The 17,922-nt window shown below is 58.4% G+C and carries 11 protein-coding genes and 3 pseudogenes; 7 read left to right on the plus strand and 7 right to left on the minus strand.

Going from position 1 to position 17,922, the window contains the following annotated elements:
- Window positions 1-25 precede the first annotated feature (25 nt).
- Window positions 26-676 (plus strand): ArdC family protein, encoded by a 651-nt coding sequence (locus tag AOA14_RS00530; protein WP_238929700.1) that lies wholly within the window; start codon window positions 26-28, stop codon window positions 674-676.
- On the opposite strand, the gene AOA14_RS19510 is transcribed toward AOA14_RS00530, so the two are convergent.
- Complete coding sequence (locus tag AOA14_RS19510) at window positions 656-814, minus strand: hypothetical protein (protein WP_202988344.1); 159 nt, start codon at window positions 812-814, stop codon at window positions 656-658. The genes AOA14_RS00530 and AOA14_RS19510 overlap by 21 nt on opposite strands.
- Before the next feature lie 91 nt (window positions 815-905).
- Here AOA14_RS19510 and AOA14_RS00535 point away from each other — a divergent pair, with 91 nt between their 5' ends.
- Genes AOA14_RS00535 through AOA14_RS19515 form a run of 3 tightly spaced genes read left to right on the plus strand, consistent with a single transcriptional unit; the run spans window position 906 to window position 4,823 of the window.
- Complete coding sequence (locus tag AOA14_RS00535; RefSeq protein WP_202988345.1) at window positions 906-2,663, plus strand: ribonuclease H-like domain-containing protein; 1,758 nt, start codon at window positions 906-908, stop codon at window positions 2,661-2,663.
- A complete protein-coding gene (locus tag AOA14_RS00540) occupies window positions 2,663-3,724 on the plus strand; it encodes an adenylosuccinate synthetase (RefSeq protein WP_062900406.1) in 1,062 nt (353 codons plus the stop codon). Before AOA14_RS00535 ends, AOA14_RS00540 begins: the two co-directional genes overlap by 1 nt.
- 4 nt (window positions 3,725-3,728) lie before the next feature.
- On the plus strand, window positions 3,729-4,823 hold the full coding sequence (locus tag AOA14_RS19515; protein ID WP_202988346.1) for a dCTP deaminase/dUTPase family protein: 1,095 nt from the start codon (window positions 3,729-3,731) through the stop codon (window positions 4,821-4,823).
- Here AOA14_RS19515 and AOA14_RS00550 read toward each other — a convergent pair.
- From AOA14_RS00550 to AOA14_RS00580, 6 genes and pseudogenes are all read right to left on the minus strand, one after another.
- On the minus strand, window positions 4,820-5,521 hold the full coding sequence (locus tag AOA14_RS00550; RefSeq protein ID WP_062900408.1) for a M48 family metallopeptidase: 702 nt from the start codon (window positions 5,519-5,521) through the stop codon (window positions 4,820-4,822). The two genes, AOA14_RS19515 and AOA14_RS00550, sit on opposite strands and share 4 nt — an antisense overlap.
- Complete coding sequence (locus tag AOA14_RS00555; protein WP_062900409.1) at window positions 5,518-8,760, minus strand: type I restriction endonuclease subunit R; 3,243 nt, start codon at window positions 8,758-8,760, stop codon at window positions 5,518-5,520. The genes AOA14_RS00550 and AOA14_RS00555 overlap by 4 nt, the downstream gene beginning before the upstream one ends.
- Window positions 8,757-10,022, minus strand: a complete 1,266-nt coding sequence (locus AOA14_RS00560) for a restriction endonuclease subunit S (RefSeq protein ID WP_062900410.1) — start codon at window positions 10,020-10,022, stop codon at window positions 8,757-8,759. The genes AOA14_RS00555 and AOA14_RS00560 overlap by 4 nt, the downstream gene beginning before the upstream one ends.
- Window positions 10,015-12,669, minus strand: a complete 2,655-nt coding sequence (locus AOA14_RS00565) for a type I restriction-modification system subunit M (protein WP_062900411.1) — start codon at window positions 12,667-12,669, stop codon at window positions 10,015-10,017. Before AOA14_RS00565 ends, AOA14_RS00560 begins: the two co-directional genes overlap by 8 nt.
- Window positions 12,670-13,075: 406 nt before the next feature.
- Window positions 13,076-13,857, minus strand: a pseudogene (locus tag AOA14_RS19520) (IS5 family transposase).
- 74 nt (window positions 13,858-13,931) lie between these two features.
- Entirely contained in the window at window positions 13,932-15,134 is a 1,203-nt protein-coding gene (locus AOA14_RS00580; RefSeq protein WP_062900412.1) for a tyrosine-type recombinase/integrase, read from the minus strand.
- Window positions 15,135-15,199: 65 nt separating this feature from the next.
- Here AOA14_RS00580 and AOA14_RS19525 point away from each other — a divergent pair, with 65 nt between their 5' ends.
- The 3 genes and pseudogenes from AOA14_RS19525 to tnpC form a co-directional block, all read left to right on the plus strand.
- A complete protein-coding gene (locus tag AOA14_RS19525; RefSeq protein WP_202988347.1) occupies window positions 15,200-15,532 on the plus strand; it encodes a hypothetical protein in 333 nt (110 codons plus the stop codon).
- 487 nt (window positions 15,533-16,019) lie between these two features.
- A pseudogene (locus AOA14_RS20335) lies at window positions 16,020-16,529 on the plus strand (transposase family protein); the annotation flags it as partial.
- Between the two features lie 70 nt (window positions 16,530-16,599).
- Window positions 16,600-17,765: pseudogene (tnpC, locus tag AOA14_RS00585) on the plus strand (IS66 family transposase); the annotation flags it as partial.
- Window positions 17,766-17,922 lie beyond the last annotated feature (157 nt).

Genomic DNA, 17,922 nt, shown 5'->3' on the forward strand with positions numbered 1-17,922 from the left:
ATGGTCTCTGGGCGACCTACCGCCAGTGGCAATCACTGGCGCGCAGGTGCGCAAGGGCGAGAAGGCCTCGCCGATCGTGTTCTACAAGGTGCTGGACAAGCCAGAGGGCAAGGAAGACGAGGCGCGAATGGGCTCCGGGCCGATCTTCGCGCAGGGCTCGCATGTGTTCAACATTGCGCAGGTCGAGGGCTACGCCCTGCCGGAGGTGGCGGACGCCGAGGCGTTCGATCCCATCCCTGATGTCGAGGCCTTCATTGCCGCCACCGGCGCTGCGATCCGCATCCAGGGTGACAGCGCCCATTACACCCCGTCCACCGACACAATCACCATGCCCGACCGCGAGCGGTTCTTCGCGACCGACACCGCCAGCGCCGGGCAGAACTGGTACGCCATCCTGCTCCACGAGCTCGTCCACTGGACCGGGGCCGATCACCGCCTCGCCCGCACCTTCGGCAAGCGCTTCGGCGACGAGGCCTATGCCATGGAAGAGCTGGTCGCCGAGCTTGGCTCAGCCTTCCTTTGCGGCGACATTGGCCTATCGATCACCCCGCGTCCGGATCATGCCTGCTACCTCGCCAACTGGCTCAAGGTGCTCAAGGGCGACAACCGGGCAATCTTCACCGCCGCCAGCGCGGCGGCGAAGGCGGCGGAGTGGTTAGATGAAATATCTAAATAACAGATACTTGCTGGGGCGCGTTTGGGTGCGATGGGCGGCTCGTCCGCTAGCGGCAGCGAGGCTGGCAATGCCGGTATACGTGCCATCAAGATTATGATTAAAGGCCGCCATGCCCTCTCCGCCTTCAAAATCGATCATTAAGGCTCTCCCTAAAGACCTGCGCGACAAGCTGGCGATATGCCATGAGCACCCTGAGCAGGTTCTATTCCTTGATATCGAGACAACTGGCTTGAGCCATTTCTACGACGAGATCACCCTAGTCGGCTGGGCAAAAGGCGGAAGGTCAGGAACATTCATCAAGGGACAAGACCCAAGTGAATTGTTTGATGTCACCCGCGACGCCATGGCCGTTGTGACATTCAATGGCATTCGCTTCGACCAAAAATTTTTGAAGCAGGAGTTTCCTGAAGCCCAACTTCCGGCAGCGCATATCGACTTGATGTACCTGTGCCGTCGTGTGGGCTTAACGGGAGGTCAGAAAGCTATCGAGAATGAGTTGGGCTTGAATTTCCGTGAAGATTTGGACGGAGTCGACGGTTTCGCCGCAGTTTTGCTCTGGCACAAATATCTTCGCGGCGATGTTGATTCTTTGCGGCGCCTCATTTCATATAATCGCGCTGACATTGCTGCCATGGGCGGACTGTTCGATCATGCTCTAGCTCGTTTGGGCTATGAGCATGACTTGATCGGGCAGCCTGTGAAATTCGTTGAATGGTCGGCTCCGGCAGATCGCCATAAGCTACCCTTAGGTCTTAAGAAGCCGGACCCAGGACTGTCTCGCGCCCCAACCTTCCGCGAATTGTTTGGTGGTCTGAAAGCTGAGAAATCCAGAATCGTTGGCATCGACTTGACCGGATCAGAGGCGCGCCCAACGGGATGGTGTTTGCTGGACGGTTCGAGAGCGGAGACCGAAACAATTTCCACTGATGACGATCTCATTCGGCGCACAATCGATGCGTCACCTGATCTCGTGTCAATTGACTCGCCACTTTGTCTTCCGTTTGGTCGCCAAACAGTTTTTGATGATGATCCGACGCGCGACGAATTCGGCATCATGCGATTTTGCGAACGAGAGCTCAAGCGGCGGGGCGTGAACGTCTATCCAAGCCTTTTGCCGAGCATGCAAAAATTGACGGCACGAGGCATTCGTTTGGCCGGAATTTTTAGGTCACATGGATTGCCTGTGATCGAGAGTTACCCTGGTGCCGCCCAGGATGTCATGCGAATTCCTCGGAAGGGCGCGGGCGAAGAGTGGCTGAAACTTGGATTGAAGAATTTCGGTGTTCGCGGGAAGTTTGCGACGGCAAAAGTTACGCATGATGAGCTGGATGCGATCACTTCCGCTCTGGTCGGCACTTTTCATCTGGCGGAGCTATCTGAAGAACTGGGAACGACAAATGAACCGCCACTCATCATTCCACGCCTTGAGGTGAACCGAACGCCGTTTGTCGTGGGCGTGAGCGGACCCATCGCTGCTGGTAAAACGACCCTAGCGGAAATTTTGCAGTCGAGGGGCTATGCCTATACCAGATTCAGCTTGGTAATTGATGACCTGCTTCGTGAGCGAGGGCTGCCATTGGATCGACACCATCGCCAGCTAGTTGGTGCCGAGATCAACAGGGACGGTCGCCAGCGCGAGCTTGCCGAACGAACCCTCTCGCGTGTGTCTGGTGCACGCACCATTGTCGTCGACGGCCTTCGTTTTCCCGACGACCATGCGTTTCTCAAGGAGAAGTTCGGCTTCCGCTTTGTCCATTTATATGTCTCCGCACCTATGGACATCCGGCGAGAGCGCTACGCTGACCGATTGGGCCTAAAGCCTTCGGAAGTGAGCCAAGCGTTCGACGAAGCGATCACGTCTGAAGTCGAGCGGATGGTGCCGACATTAGAGCGCCTTGCCGATCAAACCTTCTTCAACAACGGGTCAAAGGAGGATATGGCTACCTCGCTCATGAGTCTTGCGGCTAAGTGGGAGAGGGAGAGCTAATGCCCGTATCAATCGTTGTGGGGGGTCAGTTCGGCTCGGAGGGCAAGGGTAAGGTTTCTCTCGAGCTTGTGAGAATGGCAACCGAGCGCCGGATTGCGGTGGTACGCGTCGGGGGGCCAAACTCTGGCCACACAGCCTATGATCGCGCGGGTCAAAAATTTGCCCTCAGGCAATTGCCCGCTGGCGCGGTTGATCGCAATGTCGATGTCGTTTTCCCTGCAGGATCGTTCATTGATGTCGACGTCTTGCAAAGCGAGATAGAACTGCTCAATTATCCGCGTGACCGGATATTTATCAGCCCATACGCGAACGTCATTACGCCTGAGCAAAAGGCATGGGAGCGAGAGGCGGGGCTCGTCTCTGGCATTGGTTCGACGGGAAGCGGTGTCGGCGCAGCCGTGATGGCAACCGTCGCTCGTGAAGCTTCGAACTTCCCCTTGCACCGCCATGATGCTGCGCACTGCGAGCCGCTCGAGCGCTATTTGTGTGATACCACGTTGTTAATGCGACGATGGCTGGACGCTTACGCACGGATTATTATCGAGGGAACCCAGGGATATGGATTATCCCTATCGGATGGTGGATTCTGGCCCAAGGCCACCTCACGAGCGACAACGGCCGCTGCGGCTTTGGCGGAAACGGGCCTAAGCCCAATGGACGTCGACAACGTTGTGCTTGTCATCCGCTCCTATCCGATCCGCGTTGCGGGAAATTCCGGACCACTGCCCGGTGAGACTTCTTGGGAGGCAATCTCGGATTGTATCGATACCAGAGCTGATCTTCGCGAATTCACAACCGTAACCAAGAAGCTACGGCGAGTTGGTCAATTCGATGCTTCATTGGTCCAGTCCGCGATCGCTTCCAACAATCCGACCATGCTTGTGCTGAATCATCTTGATTATATTGGAGTCGAGACTGATTTAAATGATGGCACCAGCAGACTTAGTCAGTTCGTTCAAGAAGTCTCGGAAGCCATCAGCTGTCCAATAACCCATTTCGGTTTCTCTGATCGCGGCATGATTCCCAACTTGAAGCCATCGACTCAATTTCTTGGGTCCTAAGCCAATGTTTCAACTCAACGACTCAGCTGCGTTGGCGCTCGCCGAGCCATTTAAAATGTCGGGGCAGACCCCCGCTGCCGACCCATTCCCAAGAATCCGATCAGCACTCTTGTCTGCAGATCACATCATTAAGTATGTTCAAAAGACAGGGATGATAGCTCCATTCAATGGTGGTGGAGGAGAAAAATCACCCCTCAAAGCTGCTTCATACGAATGCAAAATTGGAAGCGAAGCATTCGTATACAAGAAGGGAATAAACCACCCTCAAAAGATTTATGATGGATCTCAAGAATATTTAACGATTCCAGCCAACTCAATAGTATTTGTAGAATCAGAAATTTACTTTCGGCTACCTCCGTTTATTGCTGTTCGCTTTAATCTTCAGATTAATCACGTCCATCGGGGATTGCTTTTAGGAACAGGGCCTCTTGTCGATCCGGGTTTCTGGGGGAGACTTTGCATCCCTCTGCATAATCTGACGAACCAAGATTATCACATTTCAAAGGACGACGGTCTGATTTGGATCGAGTTCACAAAGACATCGTCAAGCCCCACCCATGGGCGACCGCCGTCAAATACAGATTTCCCAAACATCAAAAAGTTCATCGAAAAGGCAGCAAAACCTATTTTTGAGGATGCAGCGCCAATCGAAATTCTTAGCTCGATCCCTGACATGGTCAGCGAAGCGAACGCGAAGGCCCAAATCGCAGCAGACCTAGCGCAAAAATCCGAGAAGTCAGCGAAGTCGCTTCGCAATTGGAGCGTTGGTGGTATTATTGTAGGTGCGTTATCTGCCGTTGGCCTCACTGCTACCGTCGCTGGCCTGTCATGGCAGTACTATGACGATAATCAGACCGACATTGGCGGGATAAAAGACAAAACAACCAATCTAGAAAAATCGATTGATCAGCATATTCGCGACGTTGATCGATATGGCTCAACCCCAATCGAAGCTCGGGCATCATTGTACGTGCTGAGGGGAACGGTCGAGCAACAGCAAGGGAAAATCAAAAAACTTTCTGACCAAGTTGCAGAATTGAAAGCCGAACTGGACCGGATCAAACCCAAGCCCTGCGATACCAAGCAGACGGTCTGTTAGATATCCAGCGCGGCCCCATTAACCCTAAGCCATTCCTTCCGTTCGCGGTATCGTGGTAGCACCTTGTCTACCTCGTTCCAAAACGCGTCTGAATGGTCGCGGTGGCGCAGGTGGCACAGCTCATGGACAACGATGTAATCAATCACGGTTTGCGGGGCCATCAAGGTCTTCCAATGGAAGTTCATTGCGCCGCCCGTACCGCATGAGGCCCAGTGATATCCCAGCTCTTTAACAGCCACTTCACCAGGCTTGACGCCGACCAGTGGCGCGAGTTGCCTGAGGCGTTCGCTGAAAATCTGCATGCCTTTGGCAATATAGTAGTCGCGGAATGCCTTGCGTGCGGCAGCCTCGCCATCGCGGGCCACGAAGTCTTCCGATAGTTCCCAGCGACCGTTCTTCAAACGCAGTGGCACGTCACTATCCGGCACAAACTTCAGACGATAGGACCGCCCGAGATAGGCAAAGCCTTGCCCCTGAACCAAGGGACGGTGCCTTCGGCTAGCGTTCAGGTCTTCCCACTCCGCCAGCGAGCGATGCACCCATAGTGCCCGGTCAGCCACGACTTCACGAATCTTCTCGTCCTCAATACCAACCGGCGCACGCACGATGACATCGCCAGATCGTTCGATCACGATATCGGCCGTTTTCCGCTCGCTACGGATTAGCGTGAATTCGATATCTTGCGCGCACATCTTCATGGCCGCAGCAACTCCACATGGCGCTTTTCGGCCAGTTTGGTCAGTTCTACGGCTATCCGCTGATGGTGATCCTGAACAGCGCTGATGCCAGAGACCATCAATTCTGTGTCAATATTGGCCCGTAAACGTCGTACTTGATCCGGCTTGCGCCAGAAATCGACAATGGCAATGGCATCACGAATAAGGCTGACAAGACGAGACGACAGAGCATCCAGCATCGCTGCATCTTCAAGCGATAGGGTCGCGCTGTCTCCGATTAGGGCGAACAGATTGTCCTTGAACACAGCCACCTCGGCAGGTTGTTCGGCATCCCCTTTGCCGCGACCCGCCCGGATATCTGCGCGCAGGCCCTCATATGCTTCGGCCAAAAGCTTCCAGTCATCGCCATGCTTGGCGATCAGCGTGTCGAGCTTTTCGCTCATCCGTTTGAAGAAGGCCGGGTCTTCGTCGAAGTGGATGGTGCAGTGCTTGCGGATGGCGTGCTCCATCTCGCTAGCCTTGGCGCGGGTGCTGCCTTGGGCATGGCCCGTAACCTGCTCAACGAAATCGGGATCGAGCAGTTCGACGGGCGGTATCTGCGGATCGACGCCGAGTTCGATCAGATGCTTGTTGATCAGTGCAGCGACCTTTTGGCCCACCCCGGCAAAATCAATGGAATCGTCCTTGAACCGTTCCTTGGCCATGCGCATCAGATAGCCAAGCCGACGCGCTGGGCCGCGATAGCGGTGGGCTGCGGCACCAGGCAGGATCAGATCGAGGCTCATTAGGAATTTCTTGAGATAAACTTCAAAATCCGCCCGCGCCTTGATCCTTTCCAGCGCATCAACGGCCTTGTGGACCACGCGCACGTCATCCTCAGGAGAGGCCAACGTGCCTGTCAGGAACGCCTCGATGTCATGCACACCCAGCCCCTGAAAATGCTGAAGCAGCCGGCGGTAGCGTTCTTCAAGGATCGGAAGTTCGGACGTAAGGTTTTGGAACCCCGCCTTTAGGTCCTCTGGTTCCTGATCGGCATAGATTTTGAGCGCGGCGGTCAGATGTCCGGCAAAGCCGATATAGTCGACAATGAAACCGCGCTGTTTGCCGTGGGTCACTCTGTTTACGCGGGCGATGGCCTGAAGCAGGTTGTGCTCTTTCAGCCGCTTGTCGATATACATCACCTGCTCGATCGGGGCATCGAAGCCGGTCAACAGCATGTCGCATACGACGAGGAAGGCGATGCCCGTGTTGGCCTGATCGTAGTCATCCAGATTGAACGGCTTGCAGAAATTCTCGACTGCGTTCGATTCCCGCGCCTCCCGCCGGGCGGCAGTGATTTCGGCGGATTCGTTGGTGGCGTCAGAAGAAACGACGACCGCCACTTTCAGGAACGCGATGCGCCGCTTTGCTTCGGGATCGGTTTCCCGTTCCAACCGCTCAGCCAATGCTTCCCGCAACGCGCGCTGATACCGCACCGCGGCCAACTTGCTGTGGCACACCACTTGGGCTTTGAACCCATTCGGCAAAATGTTGTCGATGTAGTGCCCCACCAGATCACGGGCGATGGCTCCGATGCGGCTTTCCGCCTCCAAAATATCCCCGGTCGCACCGTATTTCTTTTTGATGGCGAGCAGGTCTTCGGCGGATCGTTCGGCGAACAGATCCTCGAACGCCTGATCAAATTCCGCCTTGTCGCGCAACGCGGTGTTGGCGGTGCGGCCTTCGTAGAGAATTTGCAGCGTCGCGCCGTCGGCCACCGCGTCCATGAGTTTGTATTTGTCGATGTATTCGCCGAACCGCTTCACGGTCTGCCGACCGGCGTGGCGTTCGGTGATCAGCGGTGTGCCGGTAAAGGCAACGCGCGCGGCGTTGGGGAAGGCTTCGAACAGGTTGTCACCCATGTCGCTGCCTTGGGTGCGGTGCGCCTCGTCCACCATGATCAGGATGCGCTCGGACGCGTTGACCACGCCGAAACTTTCCGCGCTGGGCGGGGGGGCATAGCGCCCCAGCTTTTCGCGGAAACTGTCCGGCAGATCGTCCTTCGTTTCCAGAAATTTGTGAACCATCACCATGTTCACGTCAGACGCGGGGGAGGACAGCACATCGCGCACCGCCGCGCGGCTTTCCACGAGGTTGATCTTTCCGCCAATCAGCCGCGCGGTGCCCGTCAATTGGTCTTCCAGATCGGCGCGGTCCACCACCATCAGGATTTTCATGTCGTTCAGATCACGACTGGCGCGCAGCATCCGCCCGACGAAAACCATGGTCAGCGATTTGCCAGAGCCCTGCGTGTGCCAAATCACCCCACTGCGCTCCATCGGGGCTTGCCCCGTGCGCAGCCGCTCGACGATGCGGCGGGCGGCGCGATGTTGCTGATAGCGGGCGAGCACCTTCACCCGTTTGCCGCTGTCGGTATCCTTGAACACGGTGCAGGTGCGCAGGATGTCGAGCAGGCAATGCGGGTTGAGCAGGCCCTGCACCAGTTCCTCTTGCTCCCGAACCACGCCAAGGGGCGGCGTGATCGTGGCATATTGTTCCGGCCAAACATTGCGCCAGCGATAGAAATGTTCGGGGGCGCTGCTGATGCTGCCGAACTCCGCAGCTTCGCCGCAGGTGCGGATCACCATCAGGTTGGGATAGAACAGCTTCGGCTCGCCTTCGCGCAAGCCGGCGCGTGCAGTTTCCGGCCGGGCGTCACGGTAGCGTTGCAACTGCACGAACGCCCCGTGCATCGGATTGGCGGTGTTAGCGTCGCCAATCTTGGCCTCAATCACCACCAGCGGAATGCCGTTCACGAACAACACAACATCGGGGATGATGAATGCCTTGATGCAGCCTGGCGTATCAACGCGGAACTGGTTGATCGCGTGGAAGGTGTTGCGCTCCGGATTGGCGAAGTCGATCAGGCGAACGGTCGGGTCTTTTTCGCCCGTCACTTCGTTGCGGTCCACTTGCGCCTTCATCAGCAGCGCATGCACCGCTTCGTTGGCATCGAGCAGGCCCTTGCCCGGTTGGCGGAATATATCGTCGATCAGCCCAGCGAGCTGCCGCTCGGTTAGCCAGTCCTGCCCGTCAGATGTCTGGTTCAGCGCACGAACGGAGTCGCGGAACACTTGCGGCAGGATCAGATCACGAAAGCTGGAGCGCAGCGATGCCGCCGGACTGTGCGGGATCATCTGGCTCCCTTGATCCACCACTGTCCAGCCCAGCGCGCCAAGCTGCGTCAGCAGCGGCGCTTCGACATGAGCATACTCGCTCATGCGGGCATGCTTTCGAGCAGCGGGGTGACGGGGATTTTGCCGGTGAGCAGGTCTTGCATCAGGCCGGATTTCTGGAGTGCTAGTTTTGCCAGTTCGCGCAGATGATCATCAATCAATCCATCGATCAATTTCATCCGGTCGAAAATCAGTTTCTGCTCCGTGACAGGCGGAAACGCCAATCGCAGTGAGCGAAAGTCAGCCAGTGTGATTTTAGGCCGAGTGACGCCACCCGTGATGGCGCGCACTTGGGCTAGCACCACTTCGCTGTTTAATGCACTAGCGACGAACTCCGGAATGGCTACGTCCCGTCGAGACACCCTCAATCTGATCATGTCAGCGGTTATTATTGCTGCCGGAAAATCCATTGGGTGAATGCAAGCGATACAGGGCGGGAAACCCATTTTTGTCGCGATCACATCGCCCGGTTGAGATTCATGCGCCGCGAGTGATTTAGCTTTGGCCGAGTCCACAAAGACATCGGACTTCCAGATGAAGCGCTCCGGTTTCACGTCACGAACGAAGATGACCGGCACACCAGAATTGCGGTAATCGGAGGCTACAAGGTTGCTGCCAAACGGGCCGATAGTTGCGTCAGAAGATGAGTTCACGCATTTCGTAATTCGATCGACCTCCCACCCCAAAGGCAGCCAGCCGAGTTCGGTTTGATGGTAGAGGTGCGGGGCTTGGTGGCGGGGTGGGCGGAGTTGGCCGTGTTCATCCACCCCGCGCGTGAACAGGTCTTGCATCAACCCGGCCCGCACCCGCTCCTGCTTGGCAATCAACCCCTCCGTCGCCTCAATCTGGGTGTCGAGTGCGTCGAGGATATTGCAGATGGTGTTCTGCTCTGATTCCGCTTCTGGAAAGCGCAGTTCTAGGATGCGGCCCAAGTCCTTGGGGACGTGCGGGACACCGGTTCCTGTCCGACGCGCCTGAATCCATTCAAAGCGATCTCGCAGACAATGCACGAGATAACGCCCCGTCATCTCCGCTTCCGGGCGCAAACGCATAACGGTCGATGAAATCACGCCGGACTTCCCCGGACCCACAAGCCCGCTCCGTTCGCCATCCCAAAGCATCAGGGCGTCACTGGCCACGCAAGAAATGCCGCCGTTTGGTAAAGCGAAACCGTCCTCCCCACCAGTTAGTGAGGACGCGCCAAGGTAAGGCAAAAAGCCGTCTAGCGCTAAATCTGACGTTTCGACTTTCTTGCCCTTTTTGAAGGATACAAGCTTGCCGAGGGGCCTCTCAACCCACTCAGACATAACCCAGCTTCCCCAGATAATCCTCCAGCTTCGCCGCCGCAGCGCTGCGCTGTCGCTCGATATCCCGCACTGTCACCGCATATTTGTCATGAAGGTTTTCGATGGCACTTGTCACCGCGCGGCGGTCTGCATCCAGATAGGCGCGGTAGGTGGCGAACAACTGTTCGCGGAACCGCAGCAGGATCTGCGTCTGCGCCGCAGCCGGTGTGATCTTGGCCCGCGCGGCGGCCACCAGTTCCTCACGCCGTTTTTCTGCTACGCGCAAGTCCGCCTTCAGCGCCTTGGCCTCATCATCCAGCGCCTTGTGCACCGCCAATTGCTTGCCAATGTCCGACAGGCGGGACTCGATATCCTTGCCTTCATCCACCAGCTTTTCGATCGGGATGCGCAGAAAGGGATCAACCTCCGCATCACGGGCGATGCTCAGGGTACGGCTTGCGCCGTCCAGATCAGGCTTTGTCTGCGTGCCGCCAATGCCGAAATCGCCCTTGGTCCAGCAACTAGGCCAAGCATCGCGAGCAATGATATCCGCCTTGATCGTGGTCAGCACCGCTTTGGCTTCCTTGACCAGATGCTTCATCTGGCCGTTCAATGCGGTCTGCTCGGCCTTTAGCGACGACAGCAAGGCCGATGGCAGGACACCGCTTTCGTCCTCGTCTTCATAGCCTTCCTCATCGGCGGCAGCGAAGGCAGCTTGTAATTCATCGATCCGCGCGCGCTTGCTCGCCAGTTCCTCGATCAGCTCGGGAAATTCGCTTTGCAGGATTTCGTCATCGGGGATCAGCTCCGCCCCCCAGCCGCTCGCCGCGATGGATTTCAGATCGATCTTCAGGCTATCGACATAGCGCGCAAGCCCGCCACGAATCTGGAACGGATTGAGCAGCGCCTGATCAGAGAAGGCCTGGGAGATGTCCGCCATTAGACCGCGCCGCAGGGCATAGACATTGTCTGCCTGCCCGTTGCCACGCGCGATCATCTCCATCTGCGGCTGGATGATGTTCCACCAATCCGACAGCCGGCTCATGAACGCCTGATGCGTCGCGATCACGCCGGGGTGCGCCTTCACCAATTCGGCAATGTCGCGTCGGTTGGTGATGGCGGAGGCGAAATCGCAATAGGCGGTATCGCCAGGACGCGGGGTGAAGCAGGCTTCGCGTAAATCCGGATAGTTCATCCAGTGGTGCTCGAGCGCATCCACTTCGGCCACGGGCACCCCGCCATGGATATGCGCGCGCACATCCTGCGGCTCTGGCGGCGGGGCATTGTCGACATAGCGGCGGATGTTGCAGTTATACCCCTCAGTCTCGATTTCCTTGATCGGGACCACGCGGGCATAGCCCGGCACATCCTCGCGACGCCGATAGACATCGACGATCTTGGCCATATCCTCGGGCCGCAGGAAATTCTGCGCCTTGCCCTCGCGGAATTCACGGTCAGCGTTTATGAACAGCACGTCCTCACGGGCTTCTGCGTTTTCCTTGTTCATGACCAGAATGCAGGCCGGAATGCCGGTGCCATAAAACAGGCTGGAGGGCAGGCCGATTACGGCATCCAGCCAGCCCTGTGTGATGAAAAACTCGCGTGCGTCCTTTTCCTCGCCTCCGCGAAACAGCACACCATGGGGCATGACTGTCGCCATGCGGCCATTGGATTTCAGAACCGCCAGCATATGCTGGACGAACATCAGGTCAGCCTTCTTGCCTTTTTCCGGCATCCATTTGGCAAAGCGGCCTTTGAAATCCATCTCCTTGGCGCTGTAGTTCTGGCTGAACGGCGGGTTGGCCAGCACACGGTCAAACCGGGTCAGCTCCCCATTGTCATCGCGGTGCTGCGGCTTGGTCAGCGTATCTTCCTGCTCGATCTTCGCGGATTGGATATCGTGAAGGATCATGTTCATCTTGCAGATCGACCACGTGGTGCCTTGTGATTCCTGGCCCGCCAGCGTCAGGTTGTTGGGGTCGCCGCCATTGTCGCGGATGTAATCGCGCGACTGGATCAGCATGCCGCCAGAACCGACGGTGGGATCGTAGACGCTCATGCCGGGTTGCGGATCGACGATCTCGACCATGGTGCGCACGACATCGGCAGGGGTATAAAACTCGCCTGCCTTCTTGCCCGCCGAGTCCGCGAAATATTTGATCAGATATTCGTAGGCCGCGCCCAGCAGATCGGGAAATTCGAAGTTTTCATCCCTCAGGGGGATTTTCTCGAACACCTGGATGAAGTCCACCAGCGTATCGTCGCTGAGAGTGCGCTGGCCGATTTTCTTGTTGAAATTGATATGTTCCAGCACGTCTTCGAGCTGGTCCTTGTTGTGGCGCTCCAGCTCTCCCAACGCCGCATTCAGGCCGTTGCCTACATCTTCCTTGAGGTGACGAACCGTCTCCCAACGCGATGCTTCGGGCACGTAGAAGGTGTACTGGTCTGGATTTTCCAGCATCGCATTCAGCCGGTCACCATCGAGCCCGCGCCCGCGCAAATCCGTGCGCAACTTTTCGCGCTGCTGATCGAACAAGTCGCTGCACCGCTTCAGGAACAGGACGCCGAAGATGTATTCCTTATACTCCGAGGCATCCATATTGCCGCGAAGCTCATCGCAGGCTTTGAAAAGCAGATTTGTAAGCTGGGATAGGGTCAGTTTGGCCATGATGGCAGATGGCACAAAACGTCTTGATTTGTCGACACACCTGAAGCCGTAGGATTGGAATGAGTTAGGGCTACCCTGCCGGGCGACCTGCTCTATCCGCTGGCGCGGACCGGACCTGTAGTCCCGGCCCATCCGGGTGACGATCATGAGCGGGTGCAAGCGGAGCGAGAGTTTCTGGAGGACGCGCTCTGTCCCGCATGGTCGGTGGCCATGCTCCTGAGGGCGCGGCGTTCCTGAGCTGACCCGCAGGCGCTCTTGCCTCTCTCATTGCCGGACGCCCGCTGGCCCACTTGGCCCGCGCGCAGGGCGTCCTGCGGCTTCGCGCCGTGCAAGGGTGCCGTTATTTGAGCGGATCGCTGCTGCGATCCTTGTGGGGGAACGCCAAGGGCTTTCCTGAGACCGCGATCTAGGTCGTGTTGACAAAAGACTTCAGCCATAGGCGCGAGGCGGCGAGGTTGAGGAAGCTCTCGAACGAGAGAAGTGTCTTGTCGTATCGGGTGGCGATCCGTCGTTGCTGTTTGAGCTTGCCGAACATTCGCTCGACGCGGTTGCGGTCCCGGTAGCGTCGATAGTCGGGATGCTCTGGCACCTTGCGGTTCGAGCGGGGCGGGATGATCGGCAGGATGCCCCGGACGAGCAGGCTGTCGCGGAAGCGATTACCATCATAGCCCTTGTCCGCGAGCAGCGCCTTGGGTGTGGCGACGGGGATCGCCATCAGCGGTTCGGCGGCCGTGTAATCAGAGGCCTCGCCGCCGGTCAGGATGAAGCCGACAGGCAGTCCTTGATTGTCGCAGCGGGCGTGGATCTTGCTCGTAAAGCCGCCGCGTGATCGACCAAGAGCGTTCGCACAAGCCCCCCTTTTCCGCCCGCTGCCGAGACGTGGCCGCGAACGCTGGTGCTGTCGATCATGTGTTGCCAGTCGTCGGTTAGACCCAGATCGACCAGCGTTTGCAGCAAGGCATCCCAGACACCCTGTTCGGCCCAGCGGCGGAAGCGCACATAGACCGAGTTCCATTTGCCGTACCGCTCGTGCATGTCGCGCCAGGGGCAGCCGACCCGCAGCACGTGAAGCATTCCATTGAGGAAGAGCCGGTTATCGCCCGCGGGCCGCGCCCAACGGCCGCGCTCAGGCGGCAGCAGTGGCCCGATCAGTTCCCACTCCGCATCCGACAAATCCCCGCGACCCATGACTGCTCCTCAAAAAGCAGTCTTGAATCAGAAGGAGGCGGGCTTGGGAATCCCTTTTGTCAACACGGCCTAGGCTAATTGGCGGCTTTGCCCGCCCTTAGATCATCGAGATAGTCGCTCCACCATTGCGCCATCTTGACCCGCTCATCCCAATACTGGCCCCGATTGTAGGTCCCGCGAATAGCATTGCTATCGCCGTGCGCCAGCGCACGTTCGATCGCATCGGGGTGCCAGAGACCGCTCTCGTTGAGCAGGGTCGAAGCCGTCGATCGAAATCCGTGCGCTGTCATGTCATCCTTGCTGTAGCCCATGCGGCGAAACGATGAGTTGATCGTGTTCTCGCTCATCGGGCGCAGGCGGGTGTGGAAGGCTGGGAAGATGTAGCCTTGCCCCCCGGTAATCGCTTTCAGCTCCGTGAGCAGTTCAAGCACCTGGCGCGATAGGGGCACGGCATGGGTGCGCCGCGCCTTCATCTTCCCTGCGGGGATTGTCCAAATCGCTTTCTCGAAGTCGATCTCCTGCCACTCGCCGTGCCGCATCTCGCCCGGTCGGACGAAAATGTGCGGGGCCACTTTGAGCGCCAGCTTTGTGATCGGGTAGCATTCGAATGCGTCGATCGCGCGCAGCAGCTCGCCGAGCTTCTCCGGTTCAAGGATCGCCGCATAGTGGCGCGCCTGCGGCGTCAGCAACGCACCCTTGAGGATGGCTGTGGGGTCCGTCGTGCAGCGGCCAGTCGCCGCACCATAGCGGAACACCCGGCTCGCGAAGGAGCGGCACTTCTTCGCGGTCTCCCGATTGCCTCGTGCCTCCAGCTTCTTGAGCGGGGCGAGCATCATCTGCGGGTCGACATCCGAAATCGGCATGTGCCCGATCGCTGGCTTGAGCAGATCAAGGAACCAGCGTGCCTTTAGCAGCGTAGCCTCAGCGCGGCCTTCGCCGACCATCTTGTTCTCGATGTACTCTCGGGCGACCGACTCGAAGGTGTTGGCGGCACTGATTTTTGCCGTCGCCTTGTTCTTCTTTCGCGTCAAAGCAGGGTCTTCGCCCTTGGCAATACGCAACCTGAGTTCATCGCGCTCGAGGCGGGCGGCTTGAAGACTAACTTCGGGCCAGGCACCAAGAGCGATGCGCTTTTCTATGCCGCCTACGTAATACTTCAGCCGCCAGAGTTTGGAGCCGTTGGGGAAGATTTCGAGGTAGAGGCCGCGCTCATCGGCGCGCTTGTAGGCGGTAGCACCGGGCGAAAAAGCTCGGATTTGCGAGGCTGTCAGTGACATTTGGGGGCATGACCTTTCGCCAGAAAGGGGCATGTGGGGGCATATGCCCCGCTCCATGCCCCTGATTGTGGGGGCACGGCCTGAAACAGCGTGAAACACGCGGCATCAAAATCCAGCCAAAAATGGCAGAATTCTGCGGTTTTCTCAAGGTTTTTGATGCCACTCCCGCAGGAGTTTTGGTGCCCAGAAGAGGAACTGAACTGGGCATCAAAGCGGCGGAAATCCGATGCAATCAACAACGAGATACCGCTGAAACCATCATAGAAACCATCACAAAATTTGGCAAGGGCTGGACGATATCGGAAGCCGATTTTTGGTTGCAAATTCGCTCGCGATCGCAGTCGCAGCTTTTCAAGCTCGCCGGCAGAAAAATCGCCGACCGAGTAATCATTTTATGAGCGTCGAATTCGAGCTGGCAACTTGCTAGCTATTGCGGCCCAGTCCTGTTGACGAGGCCAATAAGGTCGAGACCACGCGTTCGAGTTCGGCCAGTGCGGCAATTGCCCCCATTCCCAAGAACGACCGCGCGCGCCCGGCGCTGGCCAACGGGCCGCCTTGCGCCGATCGCCTCAGAGAGTTGCCGCACATCCGCCAAAGGACGACAAATGGAGGCTTTGAGCGTCGATCATAACGGTCGAGTTCGCGCCTCCCGCTGTCGCCCGGGTCGTCTTGCAACTATGTACGGTGCCCTTCCGACCAGGCCAAAACAAATCCCATAGCTCAATCCCAGAGCCCACGCGGGTTCCCCCATCAGAGGCTTTCGTACGCTAAAGCGCCCGAGCCCTTCGCGTTAGGATGTGGATTAGCGCCAGAATGGGGCTCTGACTCACTTTTGGTGCAAGTGCGTTGATAGTGGCGAGTTTTTCCCCGAAGGAGGAGATCGCCATGCATGGGAGAGGTTTTCGCGAAGCCATTGCGCCAACAGGATTGGTGATCGACAAGGTCGAGTATGCCGCCGATCAGATACGGATCACCCGGCGATCCCGATTTCGAGTTTCGATTTACCCGAACTGCTGCCGCCCATCTGCGCGTGTCCACAGTCGATATCACTGTACACTCGCCGATCTACTCTCTCATGGCCGACCGGTTCGGATTACTCTTGTCGCCCGGCGTTTTCGCTGCGCCACATCCCGCTGCACCACGCGGATCTTCGTTGAACGCTTTCCTCCAGATGTGACTGCAACATTTGCCCGGCGTACGGCCCGCCTGGATTCTATCGTACATCACCTTAGGCTGGCGCTGGGTGGGCGTCCGGCGGCCAGCTTGGCGCGCCGCCTTGAGGTGTTCATCGGCGCGGGCAAGCGGCGGGAGTGGCCGCCCGAGGTGGAGGCCTCGATTGTCGCGGAGTGCTATTCGGGCCGCAAGGGCGTCAGTCCTGTGGCGCGCCGGCATGGGCTGGATCCCTCGCAGCTATACGCCTGGCGGCGGGATTTGCGTAAACAGCTTGAGGCCGAGGGTGTGATCCTGCCATCGGCACATTCGGAAGATCGGCGAGGATGTGGCCGAGCGCCTCGATGTGGTGCCGACCACCTTCCGCGTCCTGGTCACCCGGCGGCCGCGTTATGGCTGCCGTTCGTGCGAGAGCGCGATCGTGCAGGCTCCGGCGCCAGCGCGGATCATCGAGGGCGGTACTCCCACCGAGGCACTGATCGCCCAGGTGCTGGTATCCAAGTATGCCGATCACCTGCCGCTTTACCGGCAGGCCCAGATATACGCCCGGCAGGGCATCCGGCTCGACCGATCCACTTTGGCCGACTGGGTCGGGCGAGCGGCCTGGTATCTGCGCCCCTTGCGTGACCACATTCTCGACGAGCTACGACGATCCGAGCGGTTGTTCGCCGACGAGATAACCGCCCCGGTCCTCGATCCGGGCGCGGGCCGACCAAGACAGGACAGCTCTGGGCCTATGCTCGCGATGATCGACCATGGGGCGGCTGCGATCCGCCGATCGTTGCCTATGTCTATGCGCCAGATCGCAAGGCAAAACGCCCTCACACGCACCTTGGTGATTTCGCGGGCATCCTGCAGGTCGATGGCTATGGCGGCTACGCCGCGCTCGCCCGGCGGCGCCAGCAGATCCGGCTCGCTTTCTGCTGGGCGCACGTCCGCCGCAAGTTCTACGAACTGGCCGACACGTCGCCGGTCGCCACCGAAGTGCTGCGCCGCATTGCCTTGCTCTATGGTGTCGAGGACGAGGTGCGCGGTTCACCCGCCGAGCAACGCTGTGCCGCTCGGACCGAACGCAGCCGCGTCATCGTCGGTGATCTTCATCAATATCTTGCCGCCCCTGGCCGCCAAGTCAGCGCCAAGAGCAAGCTCGGCGAGGCGATCCGCTATGCGCTCACCCGCTGGGATGGACTGTCCCGGTTCATCGACGACGGCCGCATCGAGCTCGACTCCAATACCGTCGAACGCTCGATCCGCCCCCTCGCATTGAATCGCAAAGATGCCCTGTTTGCCGGTTCCGACGAAGGCGGCGACAACTGGGCGGTGATCGCCACGCTCATCGAAAACTGCAAGATCAGCGGCGTCAACCCGCACGGGTGGATGACCCAGACCCTCGTGAAACTTGCCAACGGTCATCCCGCCAACAATCTCGCCCAACTCATGCCATGGTCCACCGTGGCCTGAAAACACCGGTTACATGCTTTCGCTGCTTGGCACTGTTTCGCCTTCCCGTTCTATCTGGTGCGGCGCGAACGATGGCTTGAACGCCGCAACGGCATGGCCGGCGAACGCTGAGTGGCAGCTCCCTTTCCCGGCAGGCAAGGTCTGGCAAGCACCGCAC

The organism is Sphingopyxis terrae subsp. terrae NBRC 15098, from assembly GCF_001610975.1.
GTDB classification, from domain to species: domain Bacteria; phylum Pseudomonadota; class Alphaproteobacteria; order Sphingomonadales; family Sphingomonadaceae; genus Sphingopyxis; species Sphingopyxis terrae_A.